Annotated in this window: 20 protein-coding genes; 6 read left to right on the plus strand and 14 right to left on the minus strand. The window is 37.1% G+C overall.

The features are described 5' to 3' along the window. Positions 1-6 precede the first annotated feature (6 nt). Entirely contained in the window at positions 7-2112 is a 2106-nt protein-coding gene (locus DEU40_RS08515) for a TonB-dependent receptor plug domain-containing protein (protein WP_110009449.1), read from the minus strand. Between the two features lie 95 nt (positions 2113-2207). Between DEU40_RS08515 and DEU40_RS08520 the strand changes: the two genes are divergently transcribed. Both DEU40_RS08520 and DEU40_RS08525 read left to right on the plus strand, forming a co-directional pair. Beyond that, on the plus strand, positions 2208-3014 hold the full coding sequence (locus tag DEU40_RS08520) for a T9SS-dependent choice-of-anchor J family protein (protein ID WP_110009450.1): 807 nt from the start codon (positions 2208-2210) through the stop codon (positions 3012-3014). A 193-nt stretch (positions 3015-3207) separates the two neighbouring features. After that, positions 3208-4500: a T9SS type A sorting domain-containing protein gene (locus tag DEU40_RS08525; RefSeq protein ID WP_110009451.1), complete on the plus strand. Its 1293-nt coding sequence runs from the start codon at positions 3208-3210 to the stop codon at positions 4498-4500. A gap of 137 nt (positions 4501-4637) precedes the next feature. On the opposite strand, the gene DEU40_RS08530 is transcribed toward DEU40_RS08525, so the two are convergent. The 4 genes from DEU40_RS08530 to DEU40_RS08545 all read right to left on the minus strand — a co-directional run bounded on the left by DEU40_RS08530 (position 4638) and on the right by DEU40_RS08545 (position 6593). Continuing rightward, positions 4638-4928: a putative quinol monooxygenase gene (locus tag DEU40_RS08530; protein WP_047376912.1), complete on the minus strand. Its 291-nt coding sequence runs from the start codon at positions 4926-4928 to the stop codon at positions 4638-4640. An 88-nt stretch (positions 4929-5016) separates the two neighbouring features. Further along, entirely contained in the window at positions 5017-5904 is an 888-nt protein-coding gene (locus DEU40_RS08535; RefSeq protein ID WP_110009452.1) for a sulfite exporter TauE/SafE family protein, read from the minus strand. A 1-nt stretch (position 5905) separates the two neighbouring features. Next, on the minus strand, positions 5906-6097 hold the full coding sequence (locus DEU40_RS22395) for a hypothetical protein (RefSeq protein ID WP_110009453.1): 192 nt from the start codon (positions 6095-6097) through the stop codon (positions 5906-5908). 88 nt (positions 6098-6185) lie between these two features. After that, complete coding sequence (locus tag DEU40_RS08545) at positions 6186-6593, minus strand: RrF2 family transcriptional regulator (protein WP_110009454.1); 408 nt, start codon at positions 6591-6593, stop codon at positions 6186-6188. A gap of 151 nt (positions 6594-6744) precedes the next feature. Here DEU40_RS08545 and DEU40_RS08550 point away from each other — a divergent pair, with 151 nt between their 5' ends. From DEU40_RS08550 to DEU40_RS08560, 3 genes are all read left to right on the plus strand, one after another. Beyond that, complete coding sequence (locus DEU40_RS08550) at positions 6745-7173, plus strand: DUF4268 domain-containing protein (RefSeq protein ID WP_110009455.1); 429 nt, start codon at positions 6745-6747, stop codon at positions 7171-7173. A gap of 111 nt (positions 7174-7284) precedes the next feature. Continuing rightward, entirely contained in the window at positions 7285-7923 is a 639-nt protein-coding gene (locus tag DEU40_RS08555; RefSeq protein ID WP_110009456.1) for a hypothetical protein, read from the plus strand. A gap of 36 nt (positions 7924-7959) precedes the next feature. Beyond that, complete coding sequence (locus tag DEU40_RS08560) at positions 7960-8778, plus strand: DUF2314 domain-containing protein (RefSeq protein ID WP_110009457.1); 819 nt, start codon at positions 7960-7962, stop codon at positions 8776-8778. Between the two features lie 264 nt (positions 8779-9042). Here DEU40_RS08560 and gldG read toward each other — a convergent pair whose 3' ends face one another. The 5 genes from gldG to kbl form a co-directional block, all read right to left on the minus strand. Continuing rightward, positions 9043-10713: a gliding motility-associated ABC transporter substrate-binding protein GldG gene (gene gldG, locus DEU40_RS08565; RefSeq protein ID WP_110009458.1), complete on the minus strand. Its 1671-nt coding sequence runs from the start codon at positions 10711-10713 to the stop codon at positions 9043-9045. A 4-nt stretch (positions 10714-10717) separates the two neighbouring features. Beyond that, on the minus strand, positions 10718-11446 hold the full coding sequence (locus tag DEU40_RS08570; RefSeq protein ID WP_062671005.1) for an ABC transporter permease: 729 nt from the start codon (positions 11444-11446) through the stop codon (positions 10718-10720). A gap of 59 nt (positions 11447-11505) precedes the next feature. Next, the gene (locus DEU40_RS08575) at positions 11506-12057 is read right to left on the minus strand and encodes a CopD family protein (protein ID WP_110009459.1); all 552 of its coding nucleotides are present in this window, start codon (positions 12055-12057) and stop codon (positions 11506-11508) included. Between the two features lie 4 nt (positions 12058-12061). Continuing rightward, complete coding sequence (locus DEU40_RS08580) at positions 12062-12529, minus strand: hypothetical protein (protein ID WP_110009460.1); 468 nt, start codon at positions 12527-12529, stop codon at positions 12062-12064. A gap of 172 nt (positions 12530-12701) precedes the next feature. After that, a complete protein-coding gene (kbl, locus tag DEU40_RS08585; RefSeq protein WP_110009461.1) occupies positions 12702-13898 on the minus strand; it encodes a glycine C-acetyltransferase in 1197 nt (398 codons plus the stop codon). Between the two features lie 158 nt (positions 13899-14056). Here kbl and DEU40_RS08590 point away from each other — a divergent pair, with 158 nt between their 5' ends. Further along, positions 14057-14935 carry a cupin-like domain-containing protein gene (locus DEU40_RS08590; protein WP_110009462.1) on the plus strand — a complete coding sequence of 293 codons (879 nt, stop codon included), beginning with the start codon at positions 14057-14059 and terminating at the stop codon, positions 14933-14935. A gap of 67 nt (positions 14936-15002) precedes the next feature. Here the strand turns inward: DEU40_RS08590 and DEU40_RS08595 are convergent, their stop codons facing one another. The 4 genes from DEU40_RS08595 to DEU40_RS08610 form a co-directional block, all read right to left on the minus strand. Next, positions 15003-16934 (minus strand): M1 family metallopeptidase, encoded by a 1932-nt coding sequence (locus DEU40_RS08595; RefSeq protein ID WP_110009463.1) that lies wholly within the window; start codon positions 16932-16934, stop codon positions 15003-15005. Positions 16935-17017: 83 nt separating this feature from the next. Continuing rightward, entirely contained in the window at positions 17018-18487 is a 1470-nt protein-coding gene (dacB, locus tag DEU40_RS08600) for a D-alanyl-D-alanine carboxypeptidase/D-alanyl-D-alanine-endopeptidase (RefSeq protein ID WP_110009464.1), read from the minus strand. A 161-nt stretch (positions 18488-18648) separates the two neighbouring features. Beyond that, entirely contained in the window at positions 18649-21096 is a 2448-nt protein-coding gene (gene priA / locus DEU40_RS08605; RefSeq protein ID WP_110009465.1) for a primosomal protein N', read from the minus strand. Positions 21097-21384: 288 nt separating this feature from the next. Further along, on the minus strand, positions 21385-22293 hold the full coding sequence (locus tag DEU40_RS08610; protein WP_110009466.1) for an AEC family transporter: 909 nt from the start codon (positions 22291-22293) through the stop codon (positions 21385-21387). Positions 22294-22517: the final 224 nt, after the last annotated feature.

Genomic DNA, 22517 nt, shown 5'->3' on the forward strand with positions numbered 1-22517 from the left:
TATTATTTAAAATTGAAACATTAATCGGGCAAAATAGCTTCTGCCATAATATAAATTAACAAACCCATTGGCAGCTGTATGAGCTGAACCGGCCACTGCCGTAGAGTTTAATCTTGTGACATCAAATATATTTTTCACTCCTGCAGAAATTTCAAAATGTTTCTTCCAGAAAGGCTGGCTTACGATGAAATCCATCATATGAAAACTATCTATTTTTCCAAGGCGGAAGTCATTAGCTCCATCGGACACATAAATTCTGTCCGGACCTGTGAATTTGTAGTAAAGGGCAAAATTAGTGTCGGTACTTTTCAGTTTGTAAGTTGCTGAAGCGCCTGCCTGTACCAGATACTGAAAGTCTGTTGGGGAAGAAGATTTCAAATCAATCATCGATACTGATGTTCCGTTTACTGATCCTCTTAAAGACAGGGCAAACTGATCTTTTCTGAAATCTACATTAGCGGAGAATAGTAGATTTTTATAGGTATTAAGGTTCATATATTTATAGGTAGAAGGCTCCTTTACCATTACCATTTCAATCCTGTCACGTACATCAAGGTATAATGCGTCTACTCCATAAGCGATCTTCCAGCCATTATCTGCTGAAAAGTTCTGATTCCAGAAAAGTCCAGCAGAGAATCCTTTTTCAGGATTTAAATCCGGATTTCCTTGTACATCATGATTAAGATTTACAAAATAGGTGTACAACTCGTCATATTTTGGGAATCGGTTAGCCGATCCCACCACTGCTCTAAGATTTGAATTCTCAGAGGTTTTATATCTTGCTGATAAAGAATAGTTGTACTGATTATTAAAGTTTTCACTAAGGGAAAGTCTTACTCCCGGTCTTAAAGAGAATTTGTCTGACACATTCCATTCTGCAGAAAGGAAATTGGAGTAGGTAAATATTTTTCTCTTTACCGCTTCACCAAAGAAATCTCCGGCAATTAAAGCGGCATAGCCATTGGTATAGTCTAATTCATATCCTAACTGAAAGTCAAAAACCTTGCTGTCGAGGAAGTTGCTGAACATTCCTCTGGAGTAGATGACATCGGTCTTATAATAAGATTTTTCTTCCTGGCGGCTTTTGATTTGTCTGTTCGGGATATCGTAATTATAGTCGTAGTATTTTCTGTCCTGGTTCTGATACGAGAAATCGCCCATGTACCGGATGTGTCCCAGATTAGTCTGAATATTGAACTGGTGAATCCATCGGTCGGTATTATATCTTCTGTCTCTGCTTTCATACGAAACACCGCCCAAACCATCATTAAGAGGATTTCTGTTGACCTCCGGATTGTAGAAGTTGAATTTTTCATTCAGATAAGACAGTTTGTAAAAGAATGTCGTTTTATTTTTGGTATATCTTAATAAAGCAGACGCATCATACTGATCTTTCGGGTTCCATTCATACCCTCTCTGGTTATCCTGCCCGAAATATTTGTAGCCTTTGCTTTCCCCTTCATATCCCATAAACTGGTTATGGTTGAAATTGATGCTGGCAAACCATTCATTGCTGATGTTATAATCTACATTAAGGTTCTGAATATGCCTTCCGTTTCCTCTTTTCTTAAGATCATAGTTATCCCTTACTGTTTCTTCCTGTATCGAACCTCTAACACTGATCTTTTTTGTACTGTTTTTCTTGGTAATAATGTTGATAACCCCGGCAACGGCACCATTTCCATATTCAACCCCCATACTTCCTTTTACAATTTCTATTCTTTCGATATTGCTTAGAGTAATTTTGGTAAGGTCTATATTACTTCCCAGTCCTGTATCCCCTACTACCGGTATATTGTCTATAAGGATTTTCACATAGTCTCCGTTAAGTCCCATGATGTTGGCGGTGGAATTTCCTGAGCGGGTATCCGGAGTGATCTGTATATTCAGACTTTGATTCAAAACCTCTGCAACATTCGTTGCTGCCATATTTTTGATCTGTTCTGCATCAATAACATCAACCTTATATATCGATTTGTTAATGGACTGCTGCATGTACTGTCCTGTAATAACAACTTCTTCAATTTTCTTTTGATTAAGAGAATCCTTTTCTTGTGCATTCATCCATAGAGCCACGGATAATGATAGAACGGAAAGCACTTTCTTCTTCATAAGGGTACAAATTTTCGACAAATATAAAACTTTATTTAGACTCATTAAAAATAATTATATATTTTTGTATAATAATTCTAAATAAAAATAATGTTATGAAATTACAATTACTTTTAGGAGCTCTGATGTTGACTGCTTTAACTGCGAATGCTCAGGTATCCAACATCAATGAAAATTTCAACAATTTTACAGCAGGGAATACCACTTTCCCACAGTCTGGATGGTCTGCCATTGTTGCACCCATCACCGGTGAGTTTCCTCCTGTACCTCCAAGAATGATTGTAGCAGGAGATTCCAACAGGTTTGTCCAGTCGTATGCAGGAAACAATGCAACTGGTTCCTCTTACCTTATTACACCACAGATTGAAACTCCGACCGGAAACAAAACACTGACATTTGATACTACTTTAGTATCACCGTCTCCCGGCCCGGGAAGCATTCAGATAGGAATAGCATCCAATCCTGCTGATATGTCAACATTCGTTCCTGTAGGAAGTCCTATTAATGTATCAGTTATTGGTACAGTTCAGAATATCAGTGTTAATATTCCGGCATCCACAGGTTCATACATTGTATTTAAGTTCACTCCTACTGCTACTCACGTAGCCATTCAGGTGGATAATGTAGTGTATAACACGACCGCTTCTTTAGGCGTATCAGACAACCATAAATCGACAGAAAATTTCAGATTTGCCTTAAATTCTGATCAGTCTGCAATAGAATTCATTGTCAAAAAAGATCCTAAAAACATTCAGATCTATTCTGCAGCAGGACAAAAAGCAGCGGAAGGGAAACTGAACGGACAAAGATTTGATATCAGCACGCTTCAGACAGGAGTATATTATATGAATATTGAGACTGCAGAAGGCAGATTGATCCAATCAAAATTTATTAAAAAATAAGGTTCATCAGACTATTATGACCTTTTTAAAGCCGACAGGAGTAATCCTGCCGGCTTTTCTATGTCCGATTTTCTCTGTTTATCATAAGAATTAAAATAAAAACACGATAAAAATCATGTTTTTATTTAGACTGATTAAAAATAATTATATATTTTTGTGGAATCATTCTAAATAAGGATTTAAAAAATAAATTATGAAAACAAAACTATTATTGGCTTCAGTACTGGCATTGTCTGTTCAGCAGACTGTTTTGGCGCAGACTGACGCGTTGGGATACTCACAGGTAAATATGACCATGGGAAGCGGATACCAAAACCGCGTGTTTGTAAACCTTGCAGATGGTAATATGGTTTCTCAGCCAGCCAATACGTGGGATATTGCTTTTTATAGAAATTCAAACTATGCATTCGGATCCAGAGTCAATGATGCTAAGGATATTGAAGTATTCAGTGCATCAACCAACTTAGCAGACTGGGATAACATCAGCATCAGCAATGAAGCTTCATGGGGAGATCCTCTTTATAATCCGGACCAGACCACTGACTGGAGCCAGGGAGCTTTTGAACAGGGACCAGTAACCTCTCCAAACCCCAATATTCCTTCAACCGGATGGGGCGTTTATAACCCGGTGAACCACCACATTCAGGGGAAAGCTATTTTTGTTTTAAAATATGCTTCAGGAACCTATATCAAGTTTGCCATTGAAGATGCTTTTGCAGGATATACCTTCAAGTATTCAAAATGGAACGGGACCTCATGGGGAGCTACGGAAACCAGAACCATCGCCAACGGGACAGATGATTCATATTTCAACTATTTCTCATTTGATACCGGAGAAAAAGTTCCCAATCTTGAGCCTTCCAGAACGGCATGGGATTTCGTATTCACCAAATATTACACGTTCTATATGGGTGTGCAGATGTACCCTCTTTCCGGAGCGATTCAAAGCCCGAACGTAAAAGTGGCAATGGTTCAGCCTGAAGCACAGCAAACAGCATCGTATGCAATTCCTGCCAATGCAAGTTTCTCATCTGCTATCACTACGGTAGGACACTCTTGGAAAGGGATCGGGACGGTGAAAAATGATGTGGTCTACTACGTCAAAAAAGGAAATGATTACTACAGAATGTACTTCACAACCAATGGTGGTGCCAGTACAGGAAATATGTATTTCAAATACAAAAAGATCACGGAAACGTTAGGGATAACTGAAGTTGGAAAAAAAGCATCATTCGGTATTTATCCTAATCCAACTACGGCAGATAAAAAAGTAACGGTTCTTTTTGATGTTAAAGAAAAAACAGGTAATAAGGGAAATGTAGAGGTCTATGACCAGACCGGGAAAAAGGTCTATTCAGCTGAACTTACCAACCAGGCTGGTTTTTATAAGCAGGATTTGAATCTTTCTACCCTTACTTCAGGAAATTACCTTGTAAAAATTACTTACGGTGGCCATTCGGAGACGAAAAAGCTTATCGTAAAATAAACTTTCTATTTTAATACTTTCTATTTTTTCTAATAAAAAGGCGGTTTCAGATTGTTGAAACCGCCTTTTATTTTCTATTGATATAAGATTCTTCTTTAAATCATTAAATTTTTAAATCTTTAAATCCTTCAATACCATTAATATATTTTAAACCCTTTATAAACCTCTGCAGAGCTTTCCATAATTTTGGAAGCATCCTTACGGAAATCCAAAAGGTGATCCTGACCGTTATGCCTGTTGTGATGCTCAACACTTTCCCAAAGCTCGATCAGGAAGAAAGTTCCTTTATTATCTTTATCCTCAATAAGATCGTACTGCAGACAGCCTTCTTCTTTTCTTGTTTCTTTCACAAGGTTCTGAAACAGCTCTACAGCGTCCATCAGATAATTTTCATTAAACTTAAAAAGTGCAATGATATGTAAATTCATGTTCTAATATTTAGTGATGTAAAAGTAAAATATTTTCAAAACCGAAAACCTTTTTAACCCTTTTATTTTTCCACATCCAACATAATTTTTAATTAAAAACTGATTTATAAATAGTTATAGAACTCATCACAATAACCAGAGTACCGATAATCACAAACATTTTCTTTACAGGAAGCCTGGCAGTAAGCATTGCTGAAAAAGGAGCGGTCACAATTCCTCCGATCAAAAGCCCGAGAATGATATTCCAGTGCTGGATTCCCAGGGTAAAGAAAAAGGTAACGGCAGCCGTTATGGTAAGAATAAATTTGGCCACGGTAGAACTTCCTACGGCAAATCTTGGGGTGAATGCATTTTTAATGAGTGTTCCGGTCACCAAAGGCCCCCAGCCTCCTCCGGCAAAGGAATCTATAAAGCCTCCTATCACGCCAAGTCTGGTCAGATTGGTTTTTCTTTTCAATGCTTTGCTTTGTTTTTCTTTAAAAGCATTCGAAAGAATCTGGAATCCAAGGTATAAGGTGTAAAAAGCAATGAGTGTTTTGGTGATTTTCGCATAATATTCTCCAAGATAAGTAAGACTGACAGCTCCGATAATTGCTCCTATCACAGCCGGAATAGCGAGTTTTTTCACCAGACTTTTGCTTACATTTTTCAGTTTAATGTGACTGAGGCTTCCCGCAGCAGTGGTGAAACTTTCTGCAGAATGAATACTCGCACTTACAATATGCGGCGGAATATTCAGAAGCATAAGGGTTGTGGTACAAATAACTCCATATCCCATTCCCATGGAACCAGCCACAATTTCTGCAAAAACACCTACCAGGAGCATCCAGTAAAAAATATAATGATCCTTGGCCAGAATAATCTGTAATTCTTCCAGATATCCCAGTTCGTACATGGAAAAAACAGCAATGGATATAATAGCAGCCGTCACCAAAAGGACATTCAACCTTACCTGAATTTTTCTTGAAATCACCATATTAAAAAATCGTTTTGGTCTGTATTTCCTGATTATCCGTCACATTGAAAATAAGGATATTTAACGATCGTATGTTTTCTGCGCTTCTGTACAAGGAAATATTTTCAGGTATGCCATATGCAGCATCAGAATGCATTGCAGTAATGGAGCGTGTAAGCTTTTGTAATTGGTTTATCTCTTCTTTTGAAATCATAGTTTATTCATTTGAAGTAGTGCAAATATCTGATAAAATATTTATCCTACAAAAAAAGTAGACTATTAATTCAAAAAAAAGGACCGGGTTAATCTACCAGATCCATTAAAGTTTTACTTTCCAGAATATTCAGTGAAGCATCACGAACTTCTATCAGGACATCATGAAGCCCGCAGTGATCTTCATTGCAGTCCTCACATTTTTCATAAAAGTTGAGACTTACACATGGCAGCATCGCAATAGGACCGTTGACAAGACGGATGATCTTTGCCAGTTTCACATTTTCCGGATTTTCTTTAAAAAAGTATCCTCCACCCTTTCCTTTTTTACTGTCGAGGATTTCCGCTTTTTTCAGTTCAAGAAGGATGTTTTCCAAAAACTTTAAAGGAATTTTTTTATGTTCCGCAATTTCAGAAATAAGAATCGGGCCGTCATTTCTTTTTTCTACAAGATATGACAGCGCCTTAAAAGCATATTGAGATTTTTTTGAAAGCATTAAAGCAAAAATACGAAAATTGTTTAATATTTGAAAAAGACCTGAAAACAGGAATAACAAACGAAAAAAATGTCGGTGTATCTATCCGTAATTTTACGGTTTTAGGTACCACAATTTTGCCTTTCTCCTATTAAATCATTATGTTTGCCATATGTTCAGCAAACAAGAAGCACAGCAATTAAAAAAAGAATTTTGGACAGCTTTCGGAAGATCATTTCCCAGAAAATGGATTCTTTATGATACCAAAATCAAGGACATGGCATTTAAGTTTTCTGCCGACAATAAAAAAGCAGAAGTTTCTCTGGATATCGAAATGAAAGATGAAATTTTCCGGAATGCCTACTATGAGAAGATCTGGTCTTTGGAAGATATATTAAAAGATTTCATCGGAGATTTTCAGAAGGAAGAATATTTCACTCTTGAAAACGGTAAGATCATCAGCAGGATATGGGTTGAAAAACATAATGTTTCCGTTTTTAATAAAAATACCTGGCAAGAAATTTTTGAATTTTTTGTGGACAAAATGGACGGTTTCGAAAGGTTTTACTACGAATATGAGGATTTTATAAAGGATATATAGAATACTTACGAAATAAATACCACTTTATACTTCAGGTTGAGATAAAAAAAGAAAACTTATCTTTGCACTACCACTTAAACTAATAGATGAAACAAACTAACATGATTAAAAATGAGAAAAGTGTACAAAAACATTTTTGGAGAAATCATCTCTAAAAGTAAAGCTGTGAAGCTAAGCGAATATCATCTGTATTATTATGAAGAAGGCTCCGATTTCCTGAAAGAAATTGAATTCATCAATGAAGACAGTGTTTACAACATCAATTATTTTCTAAGTGACGAGGAAGACGAGGCGAAGGTAGTGGATTATCTTAAAGAAAAATCTGACTTTTTTGATATTGAAAGAAAAGAAACTGCCGACGGCTATATTATTTCTACCAATACATTATATTCTTTATCCGTAGATGATCTGCCCCTCATTTCCAAAACTGTTTTCAAAACGGACGATCCTGAAAACTTTATCTGTTCACAGGTCATCGATAATGAGACTCAACAGCCACACCTTGAAAGAACCATAAAATGCTGGTATACGAATGACGAAAACGGTGAAAAATACGCAGCCATAGAATGCAGCTATCAGGAAGACGGAAAACTGGAACTGGCTGTAGATAAAACACCCGACCCGGACAATGAAGAAAACTGGATCCATTATGATTATGATACTTTCGAAGATCTTCAGGCACAGATCCCTACTGACATCAGCTATTACAAAACAGCAGCCTTACTTCCCAAACAAGCCTATCAGCAATAATCTTATATTCTTTCACACACCACACCTAATTATTAAATGGAAGAGAATCCCATCTTTTTTGCAGACGGAAATGATCCGGAAATGATTAAAGCTTACAGAAAAGCTCAGGAAACCTTTAAGTATTTCTGGCGCGAACAGTCCTGGGAATACAGAAGAATCATTCCCGGACTTAATGTATCGTGCGTTAAAACAGCTTTTGAAGAACAGGATGAAGAAACCGGAGAAAGCCTGGTAGAACATATGTGGATTAATGAAATATTTTTTGACGGAGATCACGTGAGAGGATATTTGATTAATGAACCCAACAGCCTTAAAAACGTGCAGGTGGGTGATTATGTTGAAATCCCTTTACAAAATATCAGTGACTGGCTTTTTGCCATCACTCCAAGTGTACAGAAACCAAAGGGACTTTCCAAGTTATTTTCATCCTCATCTTCTCCACTTCCGAAAGCTTACGGCGGATTTACCATACAGAAAATGCGTGCTGACATGTCTGTTGCAGAAAGAAAGGAACATGATAATGCATGGCAGTTGGATTTCGGAGACTTTAATGACATCCTTGTTGTCAATAACCAGAAAGAAAATCCGGAAAATCTTATTGAACATCCGATGAGTAAAAATATGAAGGAGGAATTTGCAAAGTTTTTACAACAATATCCGGATGAACTTACCCAAGCCGATGAAGACGGACTGACGCTTCTTCACAAAGAAACGATTGCAGGAAATTTAACCACTGTACAAGTTGCTTTAGAAGCCGGAGCGGATAAAAATATCCCGTCTAAAAAAGGAAAAACAGCTTTGGATTATGCAAAACAGCTGAACTGGGAACACCTTATTCCTATATTGGAAGGATAAATTATTAATTAAGATTATATACAACTCAGAATTTGTTTTAGACTTTTATTTATGAAACATTAAGATTGTATTAAGTTGTTGAGAGTATTAAGATAAGCTTCGCTTTAAGCTTAAAAATCGGAATGATTTATCTTAACTATACTTTATTTCTTAAATCCTTCTTAATGGTTTTTAATATATTCAACATTTTTTATAAGTCTGAACAACTACTCAAGTTGTCAAAATAAAAATTCCGGAAGAACATCTTCCGGAATTTTTTATGCTTTATCCAAATTTCTTTTTCCTTAACCAGAAGAACAGTCCTCCGATAAGGCCGATAATGGCCAATGGAAACAACAAGTTCAGCCACTGCCATGTGGATTTCTCTTCCGTAATTCTTTGCCTGTCAAGAAGTCTTTCTTCAATGTTTCTGTTTCTCAGTTCCATCAGATTGCTGTCATCCAAAAGATAATCTAAAGCATTTCTCAGGAACTGTTCGTTTCCGAATTGTTCGTTCGTCAATAAATCTACTCCTAAAGGAAGTGGTTTTCCTTTGATTACTTTATTTCTTCCTACATCTCCGTCTGCAATCACGATCATTTTGTTTTCCGGGCTGGATGTTTTGAACCCAGGGTAAGATTTTCTCTCAATTCTCGATGCATAGGCAGAGTTGAATTTCCCTTCCAATGCAACAGCGAAGATCTTCGGTGTACTTGGTTTCTCCATTTGTCCAAGACTGTCTACACTTGCAATTTCTTTCAGATCCACATAATTCGGAACCTGTTTCAATAATGTTCGTTCACTGGATTCGAAAAGGACTTTTGTTTTGATATTCTTTCTACCTCCTAAAGTATCGATGGAAGTCGGGAATTCAAATTTTACAGGGTTGATATTCTTTGTAACCGGATTATTATTTTCGGCAATTCCAAGCGGATAATAAGGCCATGGTAAGCTTGTGTACTGAGGATTTCCACTCACTTCTCCTGTAACCAGTCTTAACAGGGCAAACTTTTTCACGTCTTTTACCAACGCGGGATTGATTCTCAGCCCGTAATTGAAAAAGAAGTCTGTCATATTGATATCGACAGGGAAAGGCATTACTTTTTTGGATCTTGTTAACGTATCCATTTCAGCATTTACTGCATCGATCATCCAAAGGGTTTTTCCTCCGTTCATGATGTATTGGTCCAGAATTACTTTTTCATTATCAGTAAAAGCTTTTCTTGGTTTCGCAATCACCAGGGCACTCATCTGCTTTAATAGCGGAACATCTTCCAGTGAAAGTTCAGTCTGATTTTTAGGAATGATAGGTCCTGCATCATAGTTTTCCATGGCCAGCTGTACAAATCCCTGGAATTCATCCGGATTCAGCTCATCATGGTTGACCAGGATTCCGACCTTCTTTCTCTTTGCGGTTGCAATGTTTTTAATGTTGGAAACAAGATTGTACTCCAGTCCTTCAATCGATCTTGTCAGCTGCTGATCGGCATCAATTCCGGCCTGCTGAACCACTAAAGGAATAGAAACCCCATCATTTCCATATTTAATCACAGCGTAAGGGAAAAGGGTGATCTGTGAGATTTTCCCGTCTTTTACATCCGGAAGAATAGACGGTTGCATTCCCATGGCCATCAAAGTGTCCTGAGACATTTTTGTTTTAATGGGATCAATAAATTTGAAATCAATCTTCGGATTAATTTTTCTAAATTCCTCCAGCATAAATTTCGTTTCGCTTTGCAGCTGTTTGAAACTTGCCGGAAAGTCACCTTCCAGATACACTTCAACCGTCAGAGGCTTTTTAACAGACTCCAATACTTTGATGGTGTTATCAGAAAGGGTATATCTTTTTTCTTTTGTTAAGTCTAATCTGATTCCCGAATAGGTCAGGATAATAACCAAAGGAACAATTGCAATTAAGAAAATTCCCAGTGGAGATTTAGCATTGAACTTCTTCATACTTCTACTTCTTTTTGTTAATAAAATGATTAGCCAATACTAATGAAGCGCCGATGACAAGAACAAAATACGCCACATCTTTAGCATCAATAAGTCCTCTTGTGAAGCCTAAGAAATGCTGATAAAAGCCAATATTCTGAAGGATAAAATCTGCACCTCCCAATAGTTTATAACTTGCCAGCTGTTCGATCCCAAAATACATGATGAAACACATAAAAACACCCAGCAGATAAGCCATAATCTGATTCTGAGATAGAGAGGAAGCAAGAATTCCCACTGCTGAAAATGCTGCGATTAAGATTATCAGTCCGATATAACTTCCGAAAGTCATTCCCAGATCAATATTTCCTGCAGGAACTCCCAGAACATATACAGTGTACAGATAAATTAATGATGGAATAAGACATAAAATTCCTACAATCCATACGGAAAGGAATTTACCTGTTACCAGTTCTGAAACTTTTAATGGCTGTGAAAAAAGCCAGTTCAATGTTCCGGTTTGCTGTTCTTCCGCAAAAGTTTTCATAGAAAGGGCCGGGATGATAAACATCAACAGCCATGGAACCAATACGAAATAGCTCTGCAATGAGGCCATTCCAATCTCAAAAATATTAGAATCGTTGTCGAAAAAGAACAGAAAAAGAGTCGCTATCAAACTGAAAGCGGCAATAATCACCCATGCGCTCCAGTTTCCAAAGTAACTCCAAAGTTCTTTCTTTAAAATTGCAATCATAGTTTTTTTATAAGATGTAGAAAGGATGAATATATTCGGACATGCGCCCTACTCTACAATTATTTGTTTTTTTTATTTTTATTAACCAGTTTCACTGTCATCATAATCAGAAATACAAGAACGAAAAATCCTGCAATTAATTGCCACCAGTATTCAATCACCATTGATTTTAATATAACGGTAAATACGACCAGAAACAGAATGAACGTTGCAATTTCATTGGCCTGTCTCAGTTTGATATTGGCAATGGGTAGTGTACTTCCATGTAATTCTTTTAAATGAAGGACTTTTTTCCAGCACCAGTAATGATAGATGGCAAGTCCGATCAGGAAGGTCAGTTTTAAATGAAACCATCCCATCTTCATTAATCCCGGGTTTAAAAAGATCATCACCAATCCGCAGACCGCCATGATTACCCCGGCAGGAACTGTGATAATGTTCCACAGCCTTCTGGCCATAAAAGTGTACTGCTCTCTCAGAATTTTCTTTTTTTCTTCCGGAAATTCATCGGTATCTTTATAGTAAACGAAAATCCTTACGAGATAAAAGATTCCCGCAAAGTAGCTTACCATAAAAATAATGTGCAGCGCTTTGATTATTGTGTAAAGCATTTTATTAAATAAATTTATTGATAGAAATAATTTTACAATCCTGGTCGAAATTCTTCAGTACATCAAAAAAAATCTTTTTCATATCCTTTACATTATTGTAATAAGAATATCCCATAAAAATAGCCAGCCCAAGAGAGATCAATATAATTCCATACGTGGTTCCAGAATTTCCATCCGTATAAAAAGGAACAAAAATCCCTAAAAGAAGAACAAGAATGAGTACATCAAAATATTTAACTCCAATGGATACTTTAAGAAGCTCTTCATTATTTTTGTCTGAAACAAATTTTCCTATAAAAGACAAGTATTCATTCCCCATCACTTTTACTTCAAATCCATCATCAGTTACTTCACCTTTAAATTTTTTACCATTATAATCAGGAAAGCTCTTAAATATACTTTCTTCAATGTTAGATAGTATCGCTTTTTTTGGCTTCGAAAAGACAACCTGATATTTGGACTTTAAAAACATATCAATTTTAATCAGGCACAAAGATAAGTTTTTATCTAATTCTTAAAAATAAATTTCTTTTGATCAGGAAAAGATAATTAAAAACAGTTTTATATAAAAAATAGTTCGGCTCGGGGCAGCAAAGCTGCCCGAGCCGAACATTATATTTTCATTGCTGTACGCCATTCAATAATTAAGAGATCACTCCTAATTCTTTTCCAACTTTTTCAAAAGCAGCAATCGCTTTATCCAGATGTTCTTTGGTATGAGCCGCAGATAACTGAACTCTGATTCTTGCTTTTCCTTTCGGTACTACAGGATAGAAGAATCCGATGACGTAGATGCCTTCATCCATAAGCTTTTCTGCCATTTTCTGAGAAAGCGGTGCATCGTAAAGCATTACCGGAACAATAGCAGCATCTCCATCAGGAATATCAAAGCCTTTCGCTTTCATTTCCGTTCTGAAATATTCTGCATTTTCCATTACTTTATCACGAAGAGAGGTATCATCTGAAATCATATCCAATACTCTTAATGCAGCTCCTACGATACCAGGTGCTAAAGAGTTCGAGAATAAATAAGGTCTTGAACGCTGTCTCAGCATATCAATGATTTCTTTTTTACCGGAAGTAAATCCTCCCAAAGCACCACCTAAGGCTTTTCCCAAGGTAGAAGTAATGATGTCTACTCTACCCATTACTTCATTCGCTTCGTGAGTTCCACGGCCTGTTTTTCCAATGAAACCTGTTGCGTGAGAATCATCTACCATTACCAAAGCATCATATTTATCGGCAAGATCACAAACTCCTTTTAAATCTGCAACAATACCGTCCATTGAGAATACTCCGTCTGTAACAATAATTTTAAAACGGTGGTTCTTTTCAGAAGCTGCAATCAGCTGAGCTTCCAGATCCTCCATATTATTGTTTTTGTATCTGTATCTCGCCGCTTTACACAAACGAACACCATCAATGATTGATGCGTGGTTCAGTTCATCTGAAATAATAGCATCTTCTTCTGTAAACAGGGGTTCAAAAACACCTCCGTTGGCATCAAATGCTGCTGCGTAAAGGATGGTATCTTCAAGACCTAAGAAATCAGCAATCTTTTTCTCCAAATCTTTGTGAATATCCTGTGTTCCACAGATAAAACGTACAGAAGACATTCCGTATCCGTGAGATTGGATCATATCCTGCGAAGCTTTCATCACTTCCGGATGGTTGGATAATCCCAGATAATTATTGGCACAGAAGTTCAAAAGCTTTTTTCCGTTCGCTTCTATTTCTGCACTCTGCTGAGAAGTGATGATTCTTTCTCTTTTGTAAAGTCCGTCATTCTCAATATTCTGAAGTTCGTTCTGTAAATGTTGAAGGTATTTTTCAGAGATCATTTTTAGTAATTTTTTAGATGTGCTAATTTACTAAAAAGGCAGTAAAATAAAACCTTTTATCAGTTTAATTCTAAAAAATTGAAAAGGCTTTCACTTTTAACATTATTAGTCTACAAATTTAGTAGGATAATAGTTATATTTGTTTAAAATTTTAATGCATGAGACTAAAGCCGGTACAAAAAATAAAGACGATCAGTTCAGGAACCTTTATCAACACCCACATGAAGCCGGGAGTTCCGGTTATTATTGAAGACTTTGTGCATCCGGAAAGTCCAGCTTTTAAAAAGTGGAATTATGAGTATTTCAAAGAGATTGCAGGAGATCATAAAGTTAACATCTACGGAAGTGAGCTTGATTCCCTGGACAGAGTGGCCAGTGATCCTATTGCACAGACAACATTTTCAGAATATCTGGATCTCATCCAATCTGCTCCCACTGAACACAGGCTTTTCTTATTTAATTTATTGAAAATAAAACCTGAATTGAAGAATGACCTCATCTACAATGATGTAACGAATGGTAAAATACTGAAATGGCTGCCCTTTATGTTTTTTGGAGGAGAAGGCTCTGTCACCAGAAACCATATTGATATTGACATGTCCCATGTTTTTATCACCCAATTCCAGGGAATCAAGAGGATCTGGCTCTTCCCGTGGGAACAGTCTGATTTTATGTATAAACTCCCTTACAACTTCCACAGTCTGGCTCAGATTAAAAACCCTGATTACCGAAAATATCCGGCCCTTCTCTATTTAAATGGCTATGAAGCTATTATTCATCCCGGAGAAACCCTCTATATTCCTTCCGGCTGGTGGCATTATATTCAATATGATACAGAAGGATATTCCATATCAGTAAGGGCACTTCCCTCAAGTCCACTTGAAAAATGGCGTGGATTTAAAAATCTTGTGATCACCAGACATTTTGATAATCTCATGCGTAAAATATTCAAAGAAAAATGGTTTGAATACAAAGTGAAAACGGCCAGAAAAAGAGGAGCCAGAGCAGCAAGAAAACAAAGAAGCTTTCAAATCTGAAAGCTTCTTTTGTTATATTTTGATTGATTGGTAAAAGTACTCATTCATACTTTGCCGTTTGTTATTTTTAATGTTTGATAAATTTGATATTTTTTTCATCAATCGTAATAAAATAAGCTCCCGGAACCAATTCTGCTATTCCAATTGCTTTACCTGGCTGATACGTTCCTTTTCCTACCAGTTTCCCATCAATGGCATGAATCGTAAAGTCCATAGCCTTATTAATTCCTTTAAGATTAATTTCATTTTTTGCAGGGTTCGGATACAAACCAAAACCTTCTTTCTCCACAGAAGAAACACTTAACGTATTATCCTGAACCACTGTAGAGTTTTTCTCAAGAATCTGATATTCATAATTAAACTGAACACTTGCAATCGGGAATGTTACCGACTGTAAAAAGCTTTGGTTATTGGATGTATTATTAAGAACAAAGTAAGCAGTCTGCCCTGAAGTTCCCGTCACTTTAATTGGCAGAGGCATTTCGAAAAAGCTTACCGTAGAACTACTTTGTGTCTGAGAAACTTTAAATAGAGCCTGATTTCCGCCCTGCATCCACTTGATGGTATACGTAGGATATCCTTCGCCATAAACCCAGTCATTGAAAAATTCTGTAAAATCTGTTCCGGTAGACTGAAGCAAAGAAGCGTTAAAATCAGCAGTACGAGCATAACTGTATGCCAGGTTCGGTCTTGCATGATAATCTTTAAGTGCCTGATAAAACGCAGCATCACCTAAAATCCATTTCAGCATTCTCAGCACATATCCTCCTTTAGCATAAGACAATCTGCTGTCAAATATCCTGTTGATGCTGGAAAGTCCGGAATCCGGGACATACACACTTCCTGTTGTACTTGCAGTAATGTAGTTAGATTGACCTTGTAAGTAATTTAAAAATTCTGTATTGGTCATCAATAGTTTTTCATTGGCAAGGTGTTCTCCAAAAGTTGCAAAACCTTCATTCAGCCAGATATCATTCCATGCACCACAGGTTACTTTATCACCAAACCACTGATGGGCAAGTTCATGGGCAATAAGCTGTTTGCCCCAACCTCCCATGGAAGACATGGTCTGATGTTCCATTCCTCCGCCAAACATAAATTCCATGTGTCCGTATTTTTCATTACGGAAAGGATAAGAGCCGAAATACGTTTCAAAAGTATTCATTACCTGTTTTGTCCAGTTAATATTGGCTATACTGGTGGCATTTGAATTCGTGGATGGATAAATATAGTTCACAAAAGGAAACGGAGGGTTTCCGATGGTATCATTAAGCTTAACAAAATTGGTAATAGACAGCGCAATCAGATAAGCCGGTGTAGGATACATTGTTCTCCAGAACGTAAGTTTGGTGTTTCCTGTAGGAAAAGTTTCAGACATTAATTTTCCATTGGCTGCCACGCTGTAGTTTGATGGAGTTGTAATTTTAAAATCAAATCTTTCAATTTTATCATTTAAACTTTGCTTTGTCGGAAACCAGTCCTGGGCGCCATAAGGTTCATTCAAAGTAGAAAGAACCGGAGTTCCGCTCTGAAGAGCAGTTTTGAATGCATCATTACTTGTGGACGGTGCTCCAGCATAATAAATGGTAAGAGAATCCAGTGTATTGGCAGGAATCGAGGCAGGAAAATCAATCTTCAGTTCTTTTGATGGAAGCTGCTGAAAGCTTGTAATGTTAGTTCCGTGGTATTTCACCTGGGAAACCGTTAATGAATTGGAAAGATCAAAATAAATGCTTCCCATACTTTGTGTAGGTTTGAAATGTGAAGTTACCGAACCTGAAATATTATACACTGCAGGATCAAGGCTGACGTCCATTCTCTGATACTGCAGGTCGTAATTCAGGGTATTGGGATTGATATTCCCGATATTCATCTTTTGGGTGAAGGATTTTTTCTCTTTTTCGATTAATCCTTTCATATCCGTATTTTGCCTTTGCTTCTGGCCATAAAATTGTTGAGACAATAACAATCCCAACACCAAAAGGTACAATTTTGTCATGTTTAGAAAAATTTAATCAAATATAAAAAAAACCTTTTAATCCATGATTAAAAGGCTGTTATAATATATAAAATAAAAAAATTTTACAAATCCAGTGCGGGTTCAAGAATCTTTTCCATCCTCTTTTTTACCATATCTACTGATCCGGAATAGTTATTCACCATTAAAGAAAAAACCAACGTTTTTCCTGAATTGGTTTTCAGATAACCAGCTAATGTTTTTACTTTGTTCAAAGTTCCTGTTTTCGCAAAAACCTGTCCGTTACCTCCTGCATTGAACATTCTTTTCAATGTTCCGGATTGTCCTCCGATAGGCAAAGAAGTCAGATAAGATCTGTAGTATTTCTGATCCATCAGAGAAGTAAGAAATTTCACCTGAGAAATCGGGGTTACATTATTACTTCTTGAAAGCCCGCTCCCATCAATGTAATTAAGTCCAACCATATCAAAACCTGCATCTTTCAGGTGATTAGTCACCACGATTCTTCCGGATTCTGAAGTCTGATCTCCCATTTTCTGATATCCTACGGTTCTCAGCAAAGCTTCTGCCAGTGAGTTATCACTGTGCTGGTTGGTATAATAAATAATATCACTTAAAGTAGGTGATTTATACGCTGAAAGCATTTTTCTGTTTTCAGGGGCTGCATCTGTCATTTTCGGAGTTACTTTTCCGGTAACAGGAATTCCGCTTTTCACCAGTGTTGTTCTGAAAGAGTTGGCAAGATAAGCCGGTGCATCAGGAAGCTTGGTTGTTAAAACTCCGTTTCCTTCATATTTATCAGCATATACCATCTGATGATTGTAAGGAGAAACGTAGAAAAATTTCTTTTCTGTAGAGAAACCACCTTTTTTAACGATCAGTTTTTCGTTGGCCGGGTTGATATCGCGGGTACTTCCTGCAGGTAAATAATAGTTATTGTTTTCCAACCATACAACATTTTCCGGAAGCACTGAAATATTGCCTTTGAAAAGCGCTGTCTGAATGATAATATCACCATTTACCTTTTTGATTCCCTCTCTTGAAACACCGCCTAAGAAATCTGAAATAATATCTCTATAAGATGCTGCACCTGCTTTGTTTGTTCCCAAAGAAGGGTCTCCGCTTCCTATTACATAAAGATTTCCATTCAACACTCCGTTTTCATCTATAGTTCCTGAGTACTCCAGCTGAGTCATCCAACGGTAGTTTTCACCCAGCATATTTAAAGCCGTTTCCGTTGTCAGCAATTTGGTTGTAGAAGCAGGTACTAAAGGAGTATTTTCGTTGTACGAAGAGATAACCTTCTTCGTTTTCGGGTCATACACTACGAATCCCCAGGTTGCATTTTTCAGCACAGGATCCGCCATCATTGTGTTTACATTAATGTCTACCAGTTCTTTTGCTGACAAAACAGTTTTCTCCACTATCGTACTAACGGGTGAAGGCAGGTTTAAACTGCTTTTCTGATTGTCATAATTCTGGGAATAAAGAACGGTAGAAACGGTAGATTGAGCCAGGAAAAGACCAGAAGCCAACACCGCCGCACTTGAAATATATTTTCTGAAATTTACCATCTATCTTCTTTTTGTTCTGTAGTTTTGACTCTATAAAAAATGAAAGGTTAAATCATTCAGTAAAAGAGCCAAACACTTAATCAACGTCCAAAAGTAGAAATTATTGTTATATAACGGACCACCGCCCCGTTATAAAAGAGTGTAAAGTTTGTTAAAAATTGTTAAAAATCAACAAAAACATCTTTTTTAATGCTTTGATATGCAGTGATTTCATCAAATTCTTTCAAACTTATCAAAACCATATTTTTGAATTTTTCATAATTTTTCCCACGGGGAAGCTTCAGCATAATCTGGAACTGATAGAAGTTATTCAGTTTTGCAATCTGTGCTCTTTCCGGACCTAAAACACATTCTTCAGGAAGGTATTTTCTGAGAATAGAACCCAGAAACTGTGATGCCCGGTCAGCTTTATCCTCTCTTCTGTGTTTCAATTCAATCATAATCAGCTTGGTGAAAGGCGGATAATGGAACTTCTGACGTTCTGTAAGGATATATTTATAGATCTTGGCAGGATTATTCATCTTGATGAGCTGAAATACAGAATGATCAGGATTAAAGGTCTGAATAAGGATCCTCCCTTTTCCTGAAACCCTTCCGGCCCTTCCTGAAACCTGCGTGATCAGTTGATACGCTCTTTCTTCCGCTCTGAAATCCTGTACATATAATAAGGAGTCTGCTTTTGGGATGGTAACGAGTTCAATATGATCAAAATCCAGTCCCTTAGAAATCATTTGGGTTCCTACAATAATATCCGTTTCTCCGTCTTCAATCTTTTCATAGAGTTTTTCGTAAGCAAATTTCTTACGCATAGAGTCCACATCCATCCTGTCCACCTCATTTTCCGGAAACAGCCTGGAAACTTCTTCGTGAATCTGCTCTACACCCACTCCTCTTTCGTTCAGCTTTTCAGAATTGCATTTCGGGCAGGTTTTCGGTTTTGAAGCTCTTTGCCCGCAATAGTGGCATTTCATTTCATTTGCCGCTTTGTGATACGTCATGACCACATCACAATTGGAACAGTAGTTCACATAGCCACAGCTTTCACATTCTATGACATTGGAATAACCACGGCGGTTGTGAAGGACAATCGCCTGGTTCTTTTCATCCACCGTTTTCTTTATCTCATCAATAAGCTTCAGCGAGAAATTTCCAGAAACCTTTTTAGATTCCTGAGCTTCTTTGAAATTGATCAGTTCGTATTCCGGCAAATTAACATTCCCGAATCTTTCATTCAGAAAAACATATTTCATTTTATCTTTCCGGGCACTGTAGTAGCTTTCGACTGATGGGGTAGCCGATCCCAGAATGACTCCGGCTTTATACATCTTTCCTAACACCATAGACGCATCTTTAGCATTAAAATAAGGAGAAACCTCTCTTGGTCTGTACGCAGAATCATGTTCCTCATCTACTACGATAAGGCCCAGGTTCCGGTAAGGTAAAAACAAAGCATTACGGGTTCCGATCAGAATGCGGATGTCGTTTTGCTTAATTCTTCTCCATACTTCCACTCTTTCAAAATCAGTCAGTTTCTGGTGATAAAAACCGAGCTGCCTTCCATACTTCTTCTCTAATCTTTGGGTGATCTGTTTGGTAAGCGAAATTTCCGGAAGCAAAAACAAAACATTCTTTCCGTCACGGATGCATTCATCAATTTTTTCTAAATAAATATGGGTTTTCCCAGATGAAGTAACGCCATGAAGCAGAACATTCTTCCCTTCTTCAAAAGCTTCATCAATTTCAGATTTTGCTGTTTTCTGCTGTTCGGAAAGTTCTTCAAGCTCCTCGATTTCTCCTTCATAGCTTTCAATCCTGTCTTTCTGCATAAAGTATTCCTCCACAAGACCTTTGTCTGCCAAAGGTTTGAAGTGGGAACTTCCGAAGTAACCGTCTTCAAACAGTTCAGATTTTTTGATAGGAACGTCAGGATGTTCCGTCTGTTTTTCCAATATAAGAAGGAAAAGATCTTTCTGTTTCTGCGCTCTGTTCAGTTTTAAAAGAATATCCGTAAGATTTTGATTGGCCAGAACCTCATCATTAATTCTCACATAAGCAACTTCTCTGGCTTTATACTTTTCAGCAATTTTCTCATCAATTTCAATGTACTGAAGATCAATCAGAGAATTGATGGTTCTGATGATATCTTTTTTAGGAATAAAAGCTTCAATATCTGTAAGATTAATCAACTGCCGTACTTCCAGTGCCTGAACCAGATACATTTCGTTAACATCCAGATTTTCAAAATCTATAATGGCTCCTGGTTTTAGTTTTAAATAGGTTTCACTTTCCAGTTTTAAAGAAGAAGGAAACGAAAACCTGTAAATTTCTCCGAGGCTGCACAAATAGTATTTCGAAAGCCAGTTCCAGAAATCAATCTGTTCCTGAGGAAGAATCGGCTGATCATCCAGCATGCTGATGACTTCTTTGGCCACAAAATTTTCCGGTGCATTATCATGAAGCTCAAACACGATTCCCGTATAGATCTTTTTTCCACCAAATGGTACCAGAACACGCATTCCGGGCTGGATTTCAGACATCATTTCCTGAGGAACTTTATAAGTGAAAGATCCTTTCAGGTTGAGGGGTAAAATAATTTGAGCGTATTGCAAGGGAAATATTTAAAGTGTAAAATTAGAATTTTCCTGAGAGAACTGCAACTTTGTGGAGATTCTTTAGTAATCTTTAACCAAGAACCTGAAACTGCATTCTATTCTTTACTTTCTCCTTATTTTTGTCCATTCCGTAGGAATGTAACCCATTCAGATATTTTTTAATGTCTAGAATTACATTGATCAAAAATAATGATATGACAGGCTGGATTCCTGCGGAATGACAAAGCGTGTGGATAAAAGAACAACACAAATTCAGAAAGGATCGAAGAAAGGATTCATGAATGACTAAAAAAGAAGTTCTGTAATCTGATACCAGAATGCAGACGTAATAAATCCTACAATGATACTGACTCCGATGATCAGGTTGGTCAATTTTGTATTCAGCCTGAACTGTTCTGCAATGATACTTGAGGTAACCAAGGTTGGCATTGCTGCTTCAAATACTGTAATTTTTGCCACATCTCCTTTTATTCCGAATAACAAAGCCATTCCCAGAACAATTGCGGGTGCCAGAATCAATTTATAAAGCATCGACATAGACATCTGAGGGATCAGCTTTTTCCATCCATTGAATTTCAGCTGTAACCCGACTGAAAACAGAGCTAACGGACTTACCGTTGCTGCCAGCTTATCAAAAAATGGTTCTGCAACGGTAAAGTCAATGAACTGAGACAATACCAAAGCAGAAATACAGCCAATTAATGGTGGAAATGTTATTAATCTCTTTAAAATAAATGCCGCGCTCACCTTTCCTGATTTACTTCCCCCTTTTACTGCAGCAATAATTCCCAGGGTTGAAAGGGCAAAGAACATCGTCTGGTCACAGATGATTGCAATACTCAAAAGCCCTTCCCCATAAAAAGCACTGATTAATGGAAATCCGATGAACGAAGTATTACTATATCCGCTTGCCAATTCTAATGTACTTCTGGAACGCCTTGAATATCCCCTGCTCTTACTGTAAAACATCATAAAAAAGAAACAGAACACAGAAATTAAAAATGTGGCTGCAATCGGGAACAGCATTTCTGTTGTCCATTTTACTTTGGGCAGATATTTAAACGAAACTGCCGGAAGAGCAAGATAAAGAATCCAGGTATTGATGCCTTTGTGAGCATCGGGGTGGATAGATTTTGTTGCTTTGAATATCATTCCTGCAATGATACACACTGCAATCAGAACAAAATTTACCATAACTGTAATAAAATATGAGGCAAATTTACGGCTGATTTTTGAGTTGGAAGGGTAAAATTTATATTTTTTTCGGTGGAATTTCTAATAAAACTTTCCAGTATTAAACCTTATAGGTTTTCAAAACCTATAAGGTTTGGAGATCTACCTGCCGGAAATTTATAACCCTTGTCAAGGTTTAAAGTTGACGACTGACTTTTTAAGAGTTTTTTTCTTATTATCAATTA

This window comes from Chryseobacterium sp. AG844 (genome assembly GCF_003182335.1).
In the GTDB taxonomy this organism is placed as follows: Bacteria; Bacteroidota; Bacteroidia; order Flavobacteriales; family Weeksellaceae; genus Chryseobacterium; species Chryseobacterium cupriresistens.

Excerpts from the sequence above, each read along its gene's own strand:
- kbl (WP_110009461.1), bottom strand. The coding sequence starts at position 13,898 with ATGATCTCTGAAAAATACCTTCAACATTTACAGAACGAACTTCAGAAT.
- DEU40_RS08610 (WP_110009466.1), bottom strand. The coding sequence starts at position 22,293 with ATGGTAAATTTTGTTCTGATTGCAGTGTGTATCATTGCAGGAATGATA.
- gldG (WP_110009458.1), bottom strand. The coding sequence starts at position 10,713 with ATGAAGAAGTTCAATGCTAAATCTCCACTGGGAATTTTCTTAATTGCA.
- DEU40_RS08595 (WP_110009463.1), bottom strand. The coding sequence starts at position 16,934 with ATGACAAAATTGTACCTTTTGGTGTTGGGATTGTTATTGTCTCAACAA.
- dacB (WP_110009464.1), bottom strand. The coding sequence starts at position 18,487 with ATGGTAAATTTCAGAAAATATATTTCAAGTGCGGCGGTGTTGGCTTCT.
- DEU40_RS08555 (WP_110009456.1), top strand. The coding sequence starts at position 7,285 with ATGAGAAAAGTGTACAAAAACATTTTTGGAGAAATCATCTCTAAAAGT.
- DEU40_RS08520 (WP_110009450.1), top strand. The coding sequence starts at position 2,208 with ATGAAATTACAATTACTTTTAGGAGCTCTGATGTTGACTGCTTTAACT.
- DEU40_RS08545 (WP_110009454.1), bottom strand. The coding sequence starts at position 6,593 with ATGCTTTCAAAAAAATCTCAATATGCTTTTAAGGCGCTGTCATATCTT.
- DEU40_RS08590 (WP_110009462.1), top strand. The coding sequence starts at position 14,057 with ATGAGACTAAAGCCGGTACAAAAAATAAAGACGATCAGTTCAGGAACC.
- DEU40_RS08530 (WP_047376912.1), bottom strand. The coding sequence starts at position 4,928 with ATGAATTTACATATCATTGCACTTTTTAAGTTTAATGAAAATTATCTG.
- DEU40_RS08535 (WP_110009452.1), bottom strand. The coding sequence starts at position 5,904 with ATGGTGATTTCAAGAAAAATTCAGGTAAGGTTGAATGTCCTTTTGGTG.
- DEU40_RS08515 (WP_110009449.1), bottom strand. The coding sequence starts at position 2,112 with ATGAAGAAGAAAGTGCTTTCCGTTCTATCATTATCCGTGGCTCTATGG.
- DEU40_RS08550 (WP_110009455.1), top strand. The coding sequence starts at position 6,745 with ATGTTCAGCAAACAAGAAGCACAGCAATTAAAAAAAGAATTTTGGACA.
- DEU40_RS08525 (WP_110009451.1), top strand. The coding sequence starts at position 3,208 with ATGAAAACAAAACTATTATTGGCTTCAGTACTGGCATTGTCTGTTCAG.
- DEU40_RS08575 (WP_110009459.1), bottom strand. The coding sequence starts at position 12,057 with ATGCTTTACACAATAATCAAAGCGCTGCACATTATTTTTATGGTAAGC.
- DEU40_RS08570 (WP_062671005.1), bottom strand. The coding sequence starts at position 11,446 with ATGATTGCAATTTTAAAGAAAGAACTTTGGAGTTACTTTGGAAACTGG.
- DEU40_RS22395 (WP_110009453.1), bottom strand. The coding sequence starts at position 6,097 with ATGATTTCAAAAGAAGAGATAAACCAATTACAAAAGCTTACACGCTCC.
- DEU40_RS08560 (WP_110009457.1), top strand. The coding sequence starts at position 7,960 with ATGGAAGAGAATCCCATCTTTTTTGCAGACGGAAATGATCCGGAAATG.
- DEU40_RS08580 (WP_110009460.1), bottom strand. The coding sequence starts at position 12,529 with ATGTTTTTAAAGTCCAAATATCAGGTTGTCTTTTCGAAGCCAAAAAAA.